Consider the following 15004-nt stretch of genomic DNA (forward strand, 5'->3'; position numbering starts at 1 on the left):
GACGAGACGCCGGAGCTGATGCCGCTGCCGATCCACCTCGCCCACCGGCTCTCCCGCCGTCTGACCGAGGTCCGCAAGAACGGGACCATCCCCTATCTGCGCCCCGACGGTAAGACCCAGGTGACCATCGAGTACGACGGTGACAAGGCGGTGCGCCTGGACACGGTCGTGGTCTCCTCGCAGCATGCCTCCGACATCGACCTGGAGTCGCTGCTCGCGCCCGACATCCGCGAGTTCGTCGTCGAGCACGTGCTCAAGCAGCTCCTGGACGACGGCATCAAGCTGGAGACCGAGGGTTACCGTCTGCTGGTGAACCCGACCGGCCGCTTCGAGATCGGCGGCCCGATGGGTGATGCCGGCCTGACCGGCCGCAAGATCATCATCGACACCTACGGCGGCATGGCCCGTCACGGCGGCGGTGCCTTCTCCGGCAAGGACCCGTCCAAGGTCGACCGCTCGGCCGCCTACGCCATGCGCTGGGTCGCCAAGAACGTCGTGGCGGCCGGCCTGGCCTCCCGCTGCGAGGTCCAGGTCGCCTACGCCATCGGCAAGGCCGAGCCCGTCGGCCTCTTCGTCGAGACCTTCGGCACCGCCAAGGTCGACGTCGAGAAGATCGAGACCGCCATCGCCGAGGTCTTCGACCTCCGCCCGGCCGCCATCATCCGCGACCTCGACCTGCTGCGCCCGATCTACTCCCAGACGGCCGCCTACGGCCACTTCGGCCGCGAGCTCCCCGACTTCACCTGGGAGCGCACAGACCGCGTCGACGCCCTGCGCACGGCCGCGGGGGTCTGAGGTGCGCATCGCCGTCACGGGGTCCATCGCGACCGATCACCTGATGACCTTCCGGGGCCGATTCGCGGAGCAGCTGATCGCCGACAGCCTCGACAAGGTGTCCCTCTCCTTCCTCGTCGAGGAGTTGGAGATCCGGCGGGGCGGCGCCGCCGCCAACATCGCCTTCGGCATGGGCGGCCTCGGCCTGACGCCGTACCTGGTGGGCGCCGTGGGCGCCGACTTCGCCGACTACCAGGTGTGGCTCAAGGAGCACGGCGTCGACACCGCCTCGGTGCACGTCTCCGCCGAACACCACACGGCACGCTTCGTGTGCACCACCGACGCGGATCAGAACCAGATCGGCTCCTTCTACGCGGGCGCCATGTCGGAGGCCCGGACCATCGACCTCGGTGCCGTGCACGACCGGGTCGGCGGCCTCGACGCCGTGCTCGTCTCCCCCAACGACCCACGGGCCATGGTGCGCCACACGCTCGACAGCCGCGCCCTGGGCGTGCCGTACCTGGCCGACCCCTCCCAGCAGTTGGCCCGCATGGAACGCGACGACGTACGCGCCCTGGTCGACGGCGCGGCCATCCTGTTCACCAACGAGTACGAGTCCGCGCTCGTCCAGCAGCGCACCGGCTGGACCGAGCGGCAACTGCTCAACCGGGTCGGCACCTGGGTCACCACCCTCGGGTCCGACGGCGCCCGCGTCCAGCGGGCCGGCGCCACCCCACCCCTGCACATCCCGGCCGTGCCGGCCGAGGGCCCCGCCGAGCCGACGGGCGTCGGTGACGGCTTCCGCGCCGGCTACCTCGCGGCCCTGTCATGGGGGCTGGGCCAGGAAAGCGCGGGCCGGCTCGGCTGCGCCGTGGCCGCGACCGTGCTGGAGTCCACCGGAGCCCAGTGCCACGTCCTCGACGGCGACGTCCTGCTCGCCCGGATCACACGGACGTACGGGCCCGCGGCGGCCGGCGTGCTCGCCCCCCACCTGACGGCCGGCCCCGGCACGGCGAGGCCGGCGCGAGCGGTGGTCTCATGACGACCTTCTCGTTCGAGTTCTTCCCGCCCAGGACCACGGCCGGCCTGCGCACTCTGTGGGAGGCGATTCGCCGGGTGGAGGCACTCTCCCCGGACTTCGTCTCCGTCACCTACGGCGCGGGCGGGTCCTCCCGGGACCGCACCATCGAGGTCACCCGGCGCATCGCCGCCGAGACGACGCTGCGCCCGGTCGCCCACCTCACGGCCGTCGGCCACTCGGTGGGTGAGCTGCGGCGCGTGATCGGCCAGTACGCCGACGCGGGCATCCGGGACGTACTGGTCCTGCGCGGTGACCCGCCGGGTGATCCCCGCGGCCCCTGGACGCCCCATCCGTACGGCTTCAGCCACGCCTACCAACTCGTCGAACTCGTACGCTCGCTCGGGGACTTCCGGATCGGTGTGGCCGCCTTCCCCGAACGCCACCCGCGCTCGGCCGACTGGGACAGCGACGTACGCCACTTCGTGGCCAAGTGCCGAGCAGGCGCCGACTACGCCATCACCCAGATGTTCTTCCACGTCGAGCACTACCTGCGGCTGCGCGACCGCGTGACGGCGGCGGGCTGCGAGACGCCGATCATCCCCGCGATCATGCCCGCCACGGACGTCCGCCGTATCCGGCGCTTCGCCGAGCTCAGCAACGCCTCCTTCCCCGAGGCCCTCGCCCACCGCCTGGAGGCGGCGCGCGACGATCCCGCCCTCGCCCACCGCATCGGCGTCGACCACGCCACCGCGATGGCCGAACGGCTCCTCGCCGAAGGCGCCCCCGGGCTGCACTACATCACCCTGAACCACTCCACGGCGGCCCTCGACATCCACCGCGGTGTCCGGTCCCCGGCGGTGAGGTGACCGCGCAGACGGTCTACCGAAGGTCCGCTGCCGGTGAAAAGGATGCCCGCGTAGGCCCATTCCTTGATCAGCCGGAACCGGGCACGACGATCGTCACGGCCGCGCCGAACTGACACACGCCCAGTACATAGGCGAAGTAGTCCGGGTATCCGAGGTGATCCAACTGGGCTTCGATCCAGTCGATCGTCAGAAGGTTCCACGCCGATCCGGAAAGGACGCTGCTCACCGGCGATCACCCTCGGTTACTATGCTCACTTCATGCCGGAGGCCGGCAGTAAGGGGCGCGGCACCATCGACGGTCTGCTGGGGGAGCGGGGTGACCGGCTCGCCGGCCGAAACCTCCCGGATTCTCCCCAGCGTCGTCGACCGGTGATTCCCGCCCCTGCGCCCCGGAGAAGTCGTCCGTGCATCATAAGGCTGAAAAGATTGGTGGCCTGGGAAGTGCTGGAAGAGGTCGTCGCGACCCGCTACATCACGCCTTTGCGTGAGGGCGGCTCGCTCCCCGGGATCGTCGAGGCCGACGATCTCGGTACGTACGTCATGAAGTTCACCGGCGCCGGGCAGGGCCGCAAGACCCTGGTCGCCGAGGTCGTGTGCGGGCAGCTGGCCCGGCGGCTCGGGCTGCGGGTGCCGGAGTTGGTCGCCATTCAGCTGGACCCGGTCATCGGACTCGCCGAGCCCGACCAGGAGGTGCAGGAGCTGCTCAAGGCGAGCGGCGGGCTGAACCTGGGCATGGACTACCTGCCGGGCTCCATCGGGTTCGACCCGCTCGCCTACGCGATGGGCCCCGTGGAGGCGGGCCGGGTCGTCTGGTTCGACGCGCTGGTCAACAACGTCGACCGCTCCTGGCGCAACCCCAACATGCTCGTCTGGCACGGCGAACCCTGGCTCATCGACCACGGCGCCACCATGATCTGGCACCACAACTGGCCGGGCGCAGCCGCCTCCGCCGCCAAGCCGTACGACGCCTCCGACCACGTCCTGGCCACGTTCGGCCCGGACGTGGCCACCGCGGCGGCCGAGTTGGCGCCGCTGGTCACCGAGGAGCTGCTGACCGAGGTCGCCGCCGACGTACCCGACGAATGGCTCCTGGACGAGCCGGGGTTCGCGACCGCCGACGCGCTGCGCCGCGCCTATGTGGAGACGCTCCTGTCGCGCACGGCGACCATCCACGAACGGATCACCATCGGCGAGCGGACCGAACCGGGACCCTCGCGGGCCCCCGGCTGGCTCGCCGAACGGCTGGCTCCCCCCTCCAAGCAGGACCGCACGAAGGACAGCACCACGTGACCGACCGGGACGTCTTCGAGTACGCGCTGCTGCGCGTCGTACCGCGCGTCGAGCGCGGCGAGTGCTTCAACGCGGGCGTGGTGGTCTACTGCCGCGCCAAGTCCTTCGTGTGCGCCCGTACGCACCTCGACGAGGCCAAGCTGACGGCCCTGGACCCGCACGCCGACGTGGTGGGCGTACGGGCCGCCCTGCGCGCCGTGGAGGGCGTCTGCCAGGGCGGCGAGCACGCCGGACAGGCGGCGGGCGACGACGCCGGACGGCGCTTCAGGTGGCTGATCGCGCCGCGCTCCACGGTGGTCCAACCGGGCCCCGTCCACACCGGTCTGACCACCGATCCGGAGGCGGAGGCCGAGCGGCTGCTCGACCTGCTGGTGCGCTGAGAGCCGGGTCCGGCGCTCGCCACGTGACCGGGGGCACCCGGTGGGCCGTTGACACCGGGTGCCAGGGCTTCTAGCGTCTCGTCTGCTGAAGGTACTAAGCGGTCGCTCACCGGCAAGGACGTGTCAGGGGGCGGGCGGCCGCATCCCAGGGATCCAAGGGCGAGGAGAACCAGCATGTCCACCACCGAGCAGCGCGTAGCCGTCGTCACCGGGGCCGCGCGGGGCATTGGCGCCGCCACCGCCGTCCGGCTGGCCGCCGAGGGCCGCGCCGTCGCCGTACTCGACCTCGACGAGGCCGCGTGCAAGGACACCGTCGAGAAGATCACCGCGGCGGGCGGCAAGGCCATCGCCGTCGGGTGCGACGTCTCCGACAGCGCCCAGGTGGAGGCGGCCGTCGCGCGCGTCGCCGACGAGCTCGGGGCGCCGACGATCCTCGTCAACAACGCGGGCGTGCTCCGCGACAACCTGCTCTTCAAGATGAGCGAGTCCGACTGGGACACGGTCGTGAACGTGCACCTGAAGGGTGCGTTCCTGATGGCCAAGGCGTGCCAGAAGCACATGGTCGACGCCGGCTTCGGCCGCATCGTCAGCCTCTCCTCGTCCTCCGCGCTCGGCAACCGCGGCCAGGCCAACTACGCCGCCGTCAAGGCGGGCCTGCAGGGCTTCACCAAGACCCTCGCCAAGGAGCTCGGCAAGTTCGGCATCACCGCCAACGCCGTGGCACCCGGTTTCATCGTCACCGAGATGACCGCGCAGACCGCCGCCCGCGTGGGCATGGGTTTCGAGGACTTCCAGGCCGCCGCGGCCACCCAGATCCCGGTGCAGCGGGTCGGCAGGCCGGAGGACGTCGCGAATGCGATCGCCTTCTTCACGGGCGACGACGCCGGCTTCGTCTCCGGCCAGGTCCTGTACGTGGCCGGCGGCCCGCTCAACTAAGGAAGGTCACGGACATGACCGCACAGGAACTGCCCGAGCCGTCCGGAAAGGTCGCCCTCGTCACGGGCGCCAGCCGCGGCATCGGATACGGCGTCGCGGAGGCGCTCGTCGCCCGCGGCGACCGCGTGTGCATCACCGGGCGCGGCGAGGAGGCCCTCAAGGAGGCCGCCGAGCGGCTGGGCGCCGACCGGGTGATCGCCGTCGCCGGCAAGGCCCACGACGAGGCGCACCAGGCGCTCGCGGTGGAGCGCACGATGGAGGCCTTCGGCCGCGTCGACTTCCTGATCAACAACGCCGGTACGAACCCGGTCTTCGGCCCGATGGCCGAGCTCGACCTGAACGTGGTCCGCAAGGTCTACGAGACCAATGTGATCTCCGCGCTCGGCTTCGCGCAGCAGACCTGGAAGGCATGGCAGAAGGACCACGGCGGTGCGATCGTGAACATCGCGTCCGTCGCCGGTCTCACCGCCTCGCCTTTCGTCGGCGCGTACGGCATGAGCAAGGCGGCCATGGTCAATCTGACCTTGCAGCTCGCCCATGAATTCGCTCCGGTCGTCCGGGTCAATGCGATCGCCCCCGCGGTCGTGAAGACGAAATTCGCCTCCGCCCTCTACGAGGGGAGGGAGGAGGAGGTCACGGCCGGTTATCCGCTCGGCCGGCTCGGCGTCCCGGCGGATATCGGGGGTGCCGCCGCATTCCTCACCTCCGGCCAGTCGGACTGGATCACCGGCCAGACACTCGTCGTCGACGGGGGAATTTTCCTGAATGCCGGAGTCGGCTGAGCCGGATTGTTCCCGATTGAGTGTTGCCAGCCAAGCGCCCCGCCGGGCCTGCGCATTGACCGGGCGGGGCGCTGCGGTATGGTCGGCCGACCCATGGCTGAACGAGGAGCGTGCACGTGTTCAACCGGACCAGCCTGCAGGCCGCTGCAGCCCTTGCGTCCATATCTCTGCTGGCGGGCTGTGGCCTCTTCTCCGATGGCGAGACCGACGGGCAGAACAAGATCGTTGTCGGTACGACGAGCGCCCCCACCACGCTCGATCCCGCAGCCGCTTGGGACAATTCATGGGAGTTGTACCGGAATGTCTTCCAGACGCTGCTGAGTTTCCCCACCGGTAGCACGACTCCGCAGCCCGACGCCGCCGAGTGCAAGTTCACCGACGCGTCCAGCAAGGTCTTCCAGTGCGACCTCAAGGACGGGTTGACGTTCTCCGACGGCGGCAAGCTCGACGCGCAGGCCGTGAAGCATTCGATCGACCGTATCCGGACGATCAACGTGAAGGGCGGCCCCAGCGGCCTTCTCGGCTCGCTCGACCGCGTCGCGACGAACGGCGACTCCACCGTCGTCTTCCACCTGAAGGAACCGGACGCGACGTTCCCGTTCATCCTCGCCACCCCCGCGATGTCGATCGTCGACCCGGAGGAATACCCCGCGGACAGGCTCCGCGAGGACGGCAAGCTGACCGGTTCGGGCCCGTATGTCCTCGACTCCTACGAAGAGCGCGTCAAGGCCGAGTTGTCGAAGAACCCGAACTACAAGGGCTTCGCCAACCGTAAGAACGATGGCGTCACCATCCGCTACTTCGCGGAATCGGAGGCGATGGTCGACGCGCTGAAGAAGAAGGAGATCGACGCCACGTACCGCGGTCTGACCGCGGAGGAGGTCGTCGACCTGCGGGAGAGGAAGCCCGCCAACGAGGGCCTCCAGCTGGTCGAGGCGACCGGCGCGGACATCCGCTACCTCGTCTTCAACGCCGAGGACCCCTCCGTCTCCAAGCCCGCGGTACGGCAGGCCATCGCCCAGGTCGTCGACCGCGAGGCGCTGGTCGGCAAGGTCTACCAGGGCACCGCCGAGCCGCTGTACTCCATGGTCCCGAAGGGCATCGCCGGGCACACCACCGAGTTCTTCGACCGGTTCGGCGAGCCGGACGTCGACAAGGCGGAGGAGATCCTCCGCGACGCGAACATCGACGCACCGGTGGAGCTGACCTTCTGGTTCATCACCGACCGCTATGGCTCCGCCACCGCTCTGGAGTTCGCGGAGCTCAAGCGGCAGCTCGAGGCGTCGGGCCTCTTCAAGATCACGCTGAAGAGCAAGGCCTGGAAGGAGTTCCAGGCGGGCTACCAGAAGGGGCAGTACCCGGTCTTCGGCCGCGGCTGGTCCCCGGACTTCCCGGACCCGGACAACTTCGTCGCGCCCTTCGTCGGCAAGGACAACGTCCACTCCACGCCATACGAGCGCCCCGAGATCATCGAGCAGCTGCTGCTGTCGCGCCGGCAGAGCGACCGTGCGGCGGTCTCCAAGCAGTTCGAGAGGGCGCAGGAGATCCTCGCCGAGGACGTGCGCCTGCTGCCGCTGTGGCAGGGCAAGCTGTACGTGGCGGCGACGGAGGAGATCGCGGGCGGCGAGCGGGCCCTCGACCCGCAGACCGTCATGCAGATGTGGGAGCTGGAGCGGAAGGCCAGCTGGTAGGTGAAGGCCGGCTGGTAGGTGAAGGCCAGCTGGTAGGTGAAGGCCGGCTGGTAGGCGAGGCCGGTGGGGGAGAGCCGGTGGGAGGCGGAGGGCCGGTTGTCAGTGGTGGCCGGTAGTTTCTGTCACGTAAGACGATCACACACCGGAGGTTGTTGACGTGACCGACACCTACACGCTGCCCGAGTCCTGGCGCGGCGTCCTCGGCGACGAGCTGGAGAAGCCGTACTTCAAGCTGCTCGCCGAGTTCGTCGAGGAGGAGCGGGCCAAGGGGCCGGTCCACCCGCCGCACGACCAGGTGTTCGCCGCCCTCGAGGCCACCCCGTACGACCAGGTCAAGGTCCTCGTCCTGGGCCAGGACCCGTACCACGGGGAGGGGCAGGGGCACGGGCTGTGCTTCTCCGTGCGGCCCGGCGTCAAGACCCCGCCCTCCCTGCGGAACATCTTCAAGGAGATGCACGAGGAGCTCGGCCACCCGGTGCCGGACAACGGCTACCTCATGCCGTGGGCCCGGCAGGGCGTCCTGCTGCTCAACGCCGTCCTGACGGTGCGGGGCGGCGAGGCCAACTCCCACAAGGGCAAGGGCTGGGAGAAGTTCACGGACGCGGTGATCAGCGCCGTCGCCTCCCGGCCCGACCCGGCGGTCTTCGTCCTGTGGGGCAACTACGCCCAGAAGAAGCTGCCGCTGATCGACGAGACGCAGCACGTGGTCATCAAGGGCGCCCACCCCTCGCCGCTCTCCGCGAAGAAGTTCTTCGGCTCCCGTCCGTTCACGCAGATCGACGAGGCGGTCAAGGCGCAGGGCCACGACCCGATCGACTGGCGCCTCCCGAACCTGGGCGGCTGAGGCGCTGCCGTCGGCACGACGCGTGCGGTGGCCCGGGGCTTGCGGGCCCCGCTTCCCGGGCTCGCCGTACGCCCGCCGCTAGCGTCGGAGGCAGGACCGACGAGCGGAGGCCGCAGTGCGTGAGCAGCAGGAGCAGGAGGAGGCGGCGCCGGACGACGCCGTCATGACCAGGATCGGGCAGGCGACGATGCTGCTCCACGGCGGGGACCGCGAGGAGGCCCGCAACCGCCTCGCCGCGCTGTGGGAGCAGATCGGCGCGGACGGCGACCCCCTCCAGCGCTGCACGCTCGCGCACTGCCTGGCCGACGCCCAGGACGACCCCGACGACGAGCTGGCCTGGGACCTGCGGGCGCTCAGCGCGGCCGAGGGCGAGGTCACGATCGAGGGCGGGGCCGAGATCCGGGGCGGCGCCGAAGGGGAGCCGCCCGCCCGCTACGCCGCCGCCGTGGCGCTGCGGGCGCTGTACCCCTCGCTCCACCTCAACCTCGCCGCCGACTACCTGAAGCTGCACCGCCCGGACGCCGCCCGGGCCCATCTCGACCGCGCCCGCGCGGCTTCGGAGGCCCTGGACGCCGGCGGGTACGGCAGCGGCGTCCGCGCGGCCATCGAGCGGCTGGACCGGCGGCTGCGCGGACAGTGAGGCAGGCAGACACTGAGGCGCGCGGACACTGAGCGCGCGCCCGCGCCCGCGCGCCGGGGGCCCCGGCGCCCGGCGGTCAGTGGCCGTAGGCCTCCCGGCAGGCGCGGGCTTCCTGGCTGCTGCGCTGCCAGCCGCCGTAGTCCTCGCCGAGGGCGCAGACGTCCGGCACGTGGACGGGCAGGGAGGGCCGGACCGGGGTCCGGAACGTGGGGAGTCGCGCGCGCAGCTCGTCCGCGTCCGGGACGCCCGGTGCACGCGGCGTCCGGCGCGGCGGGCGGTCGTCGCGGTGCGCGCCGCCGGACCCCGCGCCCCCGGGCCCCGCGCCGCCGCCCGGCTTCCGCCGGTCCTGCGCGGCGGACGGGGGCCGGGTCGGAGCGGCCCGCGGTGAGGGCAGCGCGGCCTCCAGCGCTTCGCGCGCCGGGCCCTCGACGATCTGCGGCGCCGCGCCCCGCGACGCCGGGTGGCTCGCCTCCGGCGCGGCCGGCGCGGAATCGGGGTGCGGCTCGACCGCCACGCAACCGGAGACGGCGGCCATCGCCACGGCGGCCAGGATCTTCGCGGTGGTTCTCGTTCGTTGCACGCCGTAACTCTGGTGGTTCCGGGGCCCGTTCGGGACGGCTACGCGCGGTTGTTGATCCGCACGGGTGACAGCCCGCCGTGCGGGCGACGCGCTCAGTCGCCGGTCGCGCCGTCGACGCGCTCGCGCAGCAGGTCGGCGTGGCCGTTGTGGCGCGCGTACTCCTCGATCATGTGCGTGTAGATCCAGCGCAGGTTGAAGGGCTCCCCGCTGCGCCGGTCCGGGCGCACCGCCACGTCGTCGAGACCGTGCGCGGCGGCGATGTCGCGGGCCCGCGCGATCTCCGCCTGCCAGGTCGCGTACGCCTCCTCCCAGGTGTCGTCCTCGGAGGCGTGGAAGTCCCGGTCGCGGTCTTCCTCGGTGTAGTAGATCGGTGCGGCGTCCTCGCCGATCAGGGTCCGGCGGAACCAGGCGCGTTCGACCTCGGCCATGTGCCGTACGAGTCCGAGGAGGGACAGGTCGGACGGCGGGACGGACCGCTCCCGCACCTGCTTGTCGTCCAGGCCCTGGCACTTCTTCGCCAGGGTCGCCCGGTGGTACTCCAGCCAGCCCTCCAGCATCTCGCGCTCGCCGGCGAGTCCTGAGGGCCCGAGGCGCGGGTCCCGTGCGGGTTGTTCGGTTGTCGTCATGTCCGGCATCCTCGCCGACCCCGGGCCGCGTAGCGAGCGGTTATCGGTCGATCATGCCGCGCAGCAACTCCGCGAAGCCGTTCCGCAGTTCCTCCCGGCCGGGCACGGCGGAGTGGTACGCGCCCACGGCGCAGGAGAACATCAGCCCCTCGCACCACGCCACCAGCGACAGGGCGTGACGCTCGGGTTCGGTGGACCCGGCCGCCCGCATCAGCGCGGTCAGCGGCTCCCGGAACCGTCGGCCGGTCTCGTCGTAGAAGGCCCGCAACTCGGGCCGCCGTGTCGCCTCCAGGGCGAGCTCGTAGCGGGCGACGAGGAGATCGCCGTGGTCGGTGAGGTAGCGGTGCAGCGCCAGGGCGAGCAGGTCGAGCAGGGCGCCGAGCGCGTCGGCGCCGCCCCTGTCCCGCGCGCCGAGCGCGTCGGCACCCCCCACCGCGCCGAGCTCCTCCGGGCCGATCACCTGCGCCTCGCGGTCCGCCAGCCGCCGCACCGCCGCCTCCAGCAGGGCCTGCCGCGTACGAGCGTGGTTGGACGTCGAGCCTTGCGGCAGGCCCGCGCGCTCGTCCACCGCGCGGTGGGTCAGGCCGCGCATGCCCCGTTCGGCGAGGAGGGCGAGGGCGGCGTCGGCGATCAGTTCGGCGCGTGCGGTCATACGGACAACCTACCGCCCCCACTACACCTGTAGTACGGTTCGGTGCGTGGCACTACAGGTGTAGTGCCGCCCGCCCGGACCACCGGAGGAGCCATGGACACCAACCCGCCCACCACCCCCCACGCCGTCGTCATCGGCAGCGGCATCGGCGGGCTCACCGCCGCCGTCGCCCTGCACCGGCGCGGCTGGCGCGTCACCGTCCTGGAACGCGCCGCCTCGCTGAGGCCCGTCGGCGCCGCCATCAGCCTGGCCCCCAACTCCCTGCGGGCCCTCGACACCCTCGGCCTCGGCGACGACGTCCGGGCCCTGGCCGCCTGGCAGGGCGACGGCGGCCTGCGCACCGCGCGCGGCCGCTGGCTCGCCCGTACGAACGCCCGGGCCGCCGCGGAGCGCTTCGGCTGGCCGCTCGTGGTGCTGCCCCGGGCCACGCTCGTCGACCTGCTCGCCTCCCGCCTGCCCGACGGCGCGGTGCGCTGTGCCGCTCCCGCGACGCTCGCCGAGCCGGGCGGCACCGCGGACGGCCGCCCCGCCGTCGTCACCACCCCGCACGGCGACGTCGAGGCCGACCTCGTCGTCGGCGCGGACGGCATCAACTCGGCGGTCCGCACCGCCCTGTTCCCGTCCCACCCCGCCCCCGTGTACACGGGCCTCACCAGTTGGCGCCTGCTCGTCCCGGCGCCCGCCCGTCCCTTCCACCCCCACGAGAGCTGGGGCCGCGGCGCCCTGTGGGGCACCCAGCCGCTCAAGGACGGCCGGATCTACGCGTACGCGGCCGCCGTCGCCCCCGCCGGCGGGAAGGCCCTCGGCGGCGAGCGGGCCGAGCTGCTGCGCCGCTACGGCGACTGGCACGACCCCATCCCCGCGATCCTGGCCGCCGCCGACGACGACGGGATCCTGCGCCACGACATCCGGCACCTCACCGCCCCGCTGCCCGCCTTCCACCGCGGCCGTACCGCTCTCCTCGGCGACGCCGCCCACCCGATGGCGCCGACCCTCGGCCAGGGCGGCAACCAGGCGATCGAGGACGCGATCGTGCTCGCCCACCACCTCCCGCCCCGGCGCGCCACGGACGCCGGACTCGCGGCGTACTCCGCCGACCGCCTGCCCCGCACCACGGCCGTCGTGCGCACCGCCGCCCGCGTCGCGCGCCTGCACACGCGCACGGCCGCGCCCGCGGTCCTCCTGCGCGACGCCCTCATGACGCTCGCCGGGGCGGCCCCGGGCCTCGCGCTGCGCTCCTTCGACTCCCTAGCGGACTGGCGCCCCCCGTGCCACGCGGAACCGGCCCCGGCATACGATCACCGGGACGACCGTCAGGACAGTCAGGACCGCCACGCACATCGACAGGGAGACCCCCGTGAAGATCGGCTGCATCGGCCTCGGTGACATCGCGCGGAAGGCCTACCTGCCCGTCCTCGCCACCCGCCCCGGGCTCGAACTGCACCTCCAGACCCGCACCCCGGCCACCCTCGCCGGCGTCGCGGAGGCGTACCACGTCCCCGCCGACCGCCGTCACGCCGATCTGGACTCCCTCCTCGCCGCCGGACTCGACGCCGCGTTCGTGCACGCGCCGACCGACGTCCACGCCGAGATCGTCACGCGGCTGCTGGAGGCCGGCGTTCCCACGTACGTCGACAAGCCGCTCGCGTACGAGATCGAGGACTCGCGCCGCCTGGTGGACCTCGCCGAGCGGCGCGGCGTGAGCCTCGCCGTCGGCTTCAACCGCCGCTACGCGCCCGGCTACGCGCAGTGCGCCGATCACCCGCGCGACCTGATCCTCCTGCAGAAGAACCGCGTCGGGCTCCCGGAGGACCCGCGCACCCTCGTCCTCGACGACTTCATCCACGTCGTCGACACCCTCCGCTTCCTGCTGCCCGGGCCGGCCGACCACGTCGACGTACGCGCCCGGATCCGCGACGGGCTCATGCACCACGTCGTGCTCCAGCTGTCCGGCGAGGGCTTCACCGCCATCGGCGTGATGAACCGGATGAGCGGCTCCACCGAGGAGATCCTCGAGGTCTCCGGCCAGGACACCAAGCGGCAGGTCCTCAACCTCGCCGACGTCATCGACCACAAGGGCCAGCCCACCGTCCGGCGCCGCGGCGACTGGGTGTCCGTCGCCCGCCAGCGCGGCATCGAGCAGGTCGTCGGCGCCTTCCTCGACGCCGTGGCGGCGGGCAAGACCCTCAGCGCCCAGGACGCCCTGCGGACGCACGAACTGTGCGAGCGGGTGGTACGGGACGCCCTGGCCCAGGCCGCCGCCTGAACGACCCCGCGGCCTCGGCGGCGCACAGCCCGGCCAGCACCGCGAGGGCGGCGTACACCGGCCAGTCGCCGAGGCGCGCGTACGGCGTCGTCGCGTCCGTCAGCGGGATGTCGTACACCGCCGACGCGCTGCGCTCGGTGCCCAGCGGGGCGCCGATCCGGTCACCGTCGGCGCCGTACACCGCGCTCACGCCGGTGAGCGTCGCGTGCACCATCGGCCGCCCCGTCTCCGCCGCCCGCAGCGCCGCCAGCGAGGCGTGCTGCCCGGGCGCCCAGCTGTCCTGGAACGTCGACGTCGCCGACTGGGCCACCAGCAATTGGGCGCCCCCGCGGGCCAGGTGCCGGCTCATGTCGGGGAACGCCGACTCGAAGCAGACCAGCGGGCCGAGCCGCAGCCCGTCGTCCCCGACGGCCATCACCACCGGGCGCTCGCCGCGCCTGCGGTCCTCGGCCGCCGCCTTGCCGACCGACGTCGCCCAGCCCAGCGCCGAGCGGAACGGGACGTACTCGCCGAAGGGCACCAGCCGCATCTTGTCGTAGCGGTCGCCGGTCGGGCCCTGCGGGCCGATCAGCACACTGCTCTTGTAGATGCCGGGCACGTCCGAGCGGCGCGCGTCCACATTGACCAGCACCTCCGCCCCGACCTCCCGGGACAGCGCCGCGAGCCGCCGCGCCAGGTCCGGCCGCGCCGCCAGGTCCGCGCCGACGCTGCTCTCGCCCCACACCACCAGGTCCACGTCGCGTCCGGCCAGCTCGCGCGTGAGCTCCTCGCCGCGCGCCACCCGCCGCTCGGCGCCGCCGACGCCGTTGATCACGCCCGGCTGCACCACTGCGACCCGCACCTCGCCGGTCGGCTGTGGCGACCGCACCCACAGCCACGCCGAACCCATGGTCAGCGCGCACACGGTGACCCCGGCCACCGCCACCGCACGGACGGAGGGAACCGCCACCAGTACGGTCACCGCCGTATTGACCGCCACCACGAGCAGGCTCACCAGCCATACCCCGCCGAGCGACGCCACCCGCAACGCGGCGTCCACCTGCCACTGGCTCGCGCCCAGCAGCCCCCACGGACCCCCGAGCCCCTCCCACGACCGCACCAGCTCCACCATCAGCCACCCGGACGGTACGACGGCGAACGCGGCGGCCGCCCGCCCCCGCGACGGCGTACGGGCCAGCATCAGCCGCACCAGCCAGCCCCACGGCGCCCACAGCAGCCCCAGCAGCCCGGCCAGCACCACGATGAACACATGGAGGCTCGGCATCAGCCAGTGGTGCACGGCGATCATGAACCCCAGCCCGCCGAGCCAGCCGTCCAGCGCCGCGCGCCTCCCGGTCGGCGCCGTACGGATCAGCAGCATCCACGGCACCAGCGCCACGTACGCGAACCACCAGAGGGCCGGGGCCGGGAAGGCCAGCGCGGGCAGCGCCCCGGCCGCGACCGCGACGGCAGCGCGCCACCGGGGCGAGGTGAGCACCCGCCCGAGAGCGTCCTGCCGGCCGGTCGGACCCGCCAGGCCGGTCGGAATCGGTCGGTCGGCCGGAACCTCCCGGCCGACCGGAGCCCGTCGGCCGGTCGGGATCCGCAGCCCGCGCATCCGCATACCCGCGCCTCCCTCGGAGTGACGCCTCCAGTGTGCGTGAACGTGCCCGCGAG

The 15004-nt window shown here is 72.5% G+C and carries 17 protein-coding genes; 12 read left to right on the forward strand and 5 right to left on the reverse strand.

Translation table 11 applies throughout. The annotated features are described in order from the left end of the window. From metK to metF, 3 genes are all read left to right on the forward strand, one after another. The coding region (gene metK / locus ACZ42X_RS19390; RefSeq protein WP_468291255.1) for a methionine adenosyltransferase at positions 1 to 795 on the forward strand (795 nt) is incomplete at its 5' end. 1 nt (position 796) lies between these two features. Beyond that, positions 797 to 1816 carry a carbohydrate kinase family protein gene (locus ACZ42X_RS19395; RefSeq protein ID WP_468291258.1) on the forward strand — a complete coding sequence of 340 codons (1020 nt, stop codon included), beginning with the start codon at positions 797 to 799 and terminating at the stop codon, positions 1814 to 1816. Further along, positions 1813 to 2661, forward strand: coding sequence for a methylenetetrahydrofolate reductase [NAD(P)H] (metF, locus tag ACZ42X_RS19400; RefSeq protein WP_468291261.1), 849 nt, complete (start codon positions 1813 to 1815; stop codon positions 2659 to 2661). The genes ACZ42X_RS19395 and metF overlap by 4 nt, the downstream gene beginning before the upstream one ends. Positions 2662 to 2728: 67 nt before the next feature. Here the strand turns inward: metF and ACZ42X_RS19405 are convergent, their stop codons facing one another. Continuing rightward, the gene (locus ACZ42X_RS19405; RefSeq protein WP_468291263.1) at positions 2729 to 2887 is read right to left on the reverse strand and encodes a DoxX family protein; all 159 of its coding nucleotides are present in this window, start codon (positions 2885 to 2887) and stop codon (positions 2729 to 2731) included. A 215-nt stretch (positions 2888 to 3102) separates the two neighbouring features. On the opposite strand from ACZ42X_RS19405, the gene ACZ42X_RS19410 reads away from it, so the two are divergent. The 7 genes from ACZ42X_RS19410 (at position 3103) to ACZ42X_RS19440 (ending at position 9224) form a co-directional block, all read left to right on the forward strand. Continuing rightward, positions 3103 to 3951 carry a HipA family kinase gene (locus ACZ42X_RS19410; RefSeq protein ID WP_468292393.1) on the forward strand — a complete coding sequence of 283 codons (849 nt, stop codon included), beginning with the start codon at positions 3103 to 3105 and terminating at the stop codon, positions 3949 to 3951. After that, on the forward strand, positions 3948 to 4331 hold the full coding sequence (locus tag ACZ42X_RS19415) for a DUF3037 domain-containing protein (protein ID WP_361420651.1): 384 nt from the start codon (positions 3948 to 3950) through the stop codon (positions 4329 to 4331). The genes ACZ42X_RS19410 and ACZ42X_RS19415 overlap by 4 nt, the downstream gene beginning before the upstream one ends. Positions 4332 to 4505: 174 nt before the next feature. Continuing rightward, positions 4506 to 5267 (forward strand): 3-oxoacyl-ACP reductase FabG, encoded by a 762-nt coding sequence (gene fabG, locus ACZ42X_RS19420; RefSeq protein ID WP_468291266.1) that lies wholly within the window; start codon positions 4506 to 4508, stop codon positions 5265 to 5267. A 14-nt stretch (positions 5268 to 5281) separates the two neighbouring features. After that, the gene (locus ACZ42X_RS19425; RefSeq protein WP_468291269.1) at positions 5282 to 6049 is read left to right on the forward strand and encodes an SDR family oxidoreductase; all 768 of its coding nucleotides are present in this window, start codon (positions 5282 to 5284) and stop codon (positions 6047 to 6049) included. A 116-nt stretch (positions 6050 to 6165) separates the two neighbouring features. Continuing rightward, complete coding sequence (locus ACZ42X_RS19430) at positions 6166 to 7740, forward strand: ABC transporter substrate-binding protein (protein WP_468291271.1); 1575 nt, start codon at positions 6166 to 6168, stop codon at positions 7738 to 7740. Between the two features lie 157 nt (positions 7741 to 7897). Then, positions 7898 to 8584, forward strand: a complete 687-nt coding sequence (locus tag ACZ42X_RS19435; protein WP_468291274.1) for a uracil-DNA glycosylase — start codon at positions 7898 to 7900, stop codon at positions 8582 to 8584. Between the two features lie 163 nt (positions 8585 to 8747). Next, entirely contained in the window at positions 8748 to 9224 is a 477-nt protein-coding gene (locus tag ACZ42X_RS19440) for a hypothetical protein (RefSeq protein ID WP_468292396.1), read from the forward strand. A gap of 76 nt (positions 9225 to 9300) precedes the next feature. Here ACZ42X_RS19440 and ACZ42X_RS19445 read toward each other — a convergent pair whose 3' ends face one another. The 3 genes from ACZ42X_RS19445 to ACZ42X_RS19455 form a co-directional block, all read right to left on the reverse strand. Next, positions 9301 to 9804 carry a hypothetical protein gene (locus tag ACZ42X_RS19445; protein WP_468291277.1) on the reverse strand — a complete coding sequence of 168 codons (504 nt, stop codon included), beginning with the start codon at positions 9802 to 9804 and terminating at the stop codon, positions 9301 to 9303. A gap of 92 nt (positions 9805 to 9896) precedes the next feature. Then, entirely contained in the window at positions 9897 to 10439 is a 543-nt protein-coding gene (locus ACZ42X_RS19450) for a DinB family protein (RefSeq protein WP_468291279.1), read from the reverse strand. Positions 10440 to 10470: 31 nt separating this feature from the next. Then, entirely contained in the window at positions 10471 to 11082 is a 612-nt protein-coding gene (locus ACZ42X_RS19455) for a TetR/AcrR family transcriptional regulator (protein WP_468291282.1), read from the reverse strand. Between the two features lie 93 nt (positions 11083 to 11175). On the opposite strand from ACZ42X_RS19455, the gene ACZ42X_RS19460 reads away from it, so the two are divergent. Both ACZ42X_RS19460 and ACZ42X_RS19465 read left to right on the forward strand, forming a co-directional pair. Next, complete coding sequence (locus ACZ42X_RS19460; RefSeq protein ID WP_468291285.1) at positions 11176 to 12468, forward strand: FAD-dependent monooxygenase; 1293 nt, start codon at positions 11176 to 11178, stop codon at positions 12466 to 12468. Continuing rightward, positions 12440 to 13348 (forward strand): Gfo/Idh/MocA family protein, encoded by a 909-nt coding sequence (locus ACZ42X_RS19465; protein ID WP_468291287.1) that lies wholly within the window; start codon positions 12440 to 12442, stop codon positions 13346 to 13348. Before ACZ42X_RS19460 ends, ACZ42X_RS19465 begins: the two co-directional genes overlap by 29 nt. Here the strand turns inward: ACZ42X_RS19465 and lnt are convergent. Beyond that, entirely contained in the window at positions 13269 to 14951 is a 1683-nt protein-coding gene (gene lnt / locus ACZ42X_RS19470; RefSeq protein ID WP_468291290.1) for an apolipoprotein N-acyltransferase, read from the reverse strand. The genes ACZ42X_RS19465 and lnt overlap by 80 nt on opposite strands. Positions 14952 to 15004 lie beyond the last annotated feature (53 nt).

This window comes from Streptomyces sp. NPDC030862, assembly GCF_055571835.1.

What these genes read in the sequence shown, in the direction of transcription:
- lnt (WP_468291290.1), bottom strand. Translation starts at nt 14,951, where the DNA reads ATGCGGATGCGCGGGCTGCGGATCCCGACCGGCCGACGGGCTCCGGTC.
- fabG (WP_468291266.1), top strand. Translation starts at nt 4,506, where the DNA reads ATGTCCACCACCGAGCAGCGCGTAGCCGTCGTCACCGGGGCCGCGCGG.
- metF (WP_468291261.1), top strand. Translation starts at nt 1,813, where the DNA reads ATGACGACCTTCTCGTTCGAGTTCTTCCCGCCCAGGACCACGGCCGGC.
- ACZ42X_RS19455 (WP_468291282.1), bottom strand. Translation starts at nt 11,082, where the DNA reads ATGACCGCACGCGCCGAACTGATCGCCGACGCCGCCCTCGCCCTCCTC.
- ACZ42X_RS19460 (WP_468291285.1), top strand. Translation starts at nt 11,176, where the DNA reads ATGGACACCAACCCGCCCACCACCCCCCACGCCGTCGTCATCGGCAGC.
- ACZ42X_RS19440 (WP_468292396.1), top strand. Translation starts at nt 8,748, where the DNA reads ATGACCAGGATCGGGCAGGCGACGATGCTGCTCCACGGCGGGGACCGC.
- ACZ42X_RS19425 (WP_468291269.1), top strand. Translation starts at nt 5,282, where the DNA reads ATGACCGCACAGGAACTGCCCGAGCCGTCCGGAAAGGTCGCCCTCGTC.
- ACZ42X_RS19450 (WP_468291279.1), bottom strand. Translation starts at nt 10,439, where the DNA reads ATGCCGGACATGACGACAACCGAACAACCCGCACGGGACCCGCGCCTC.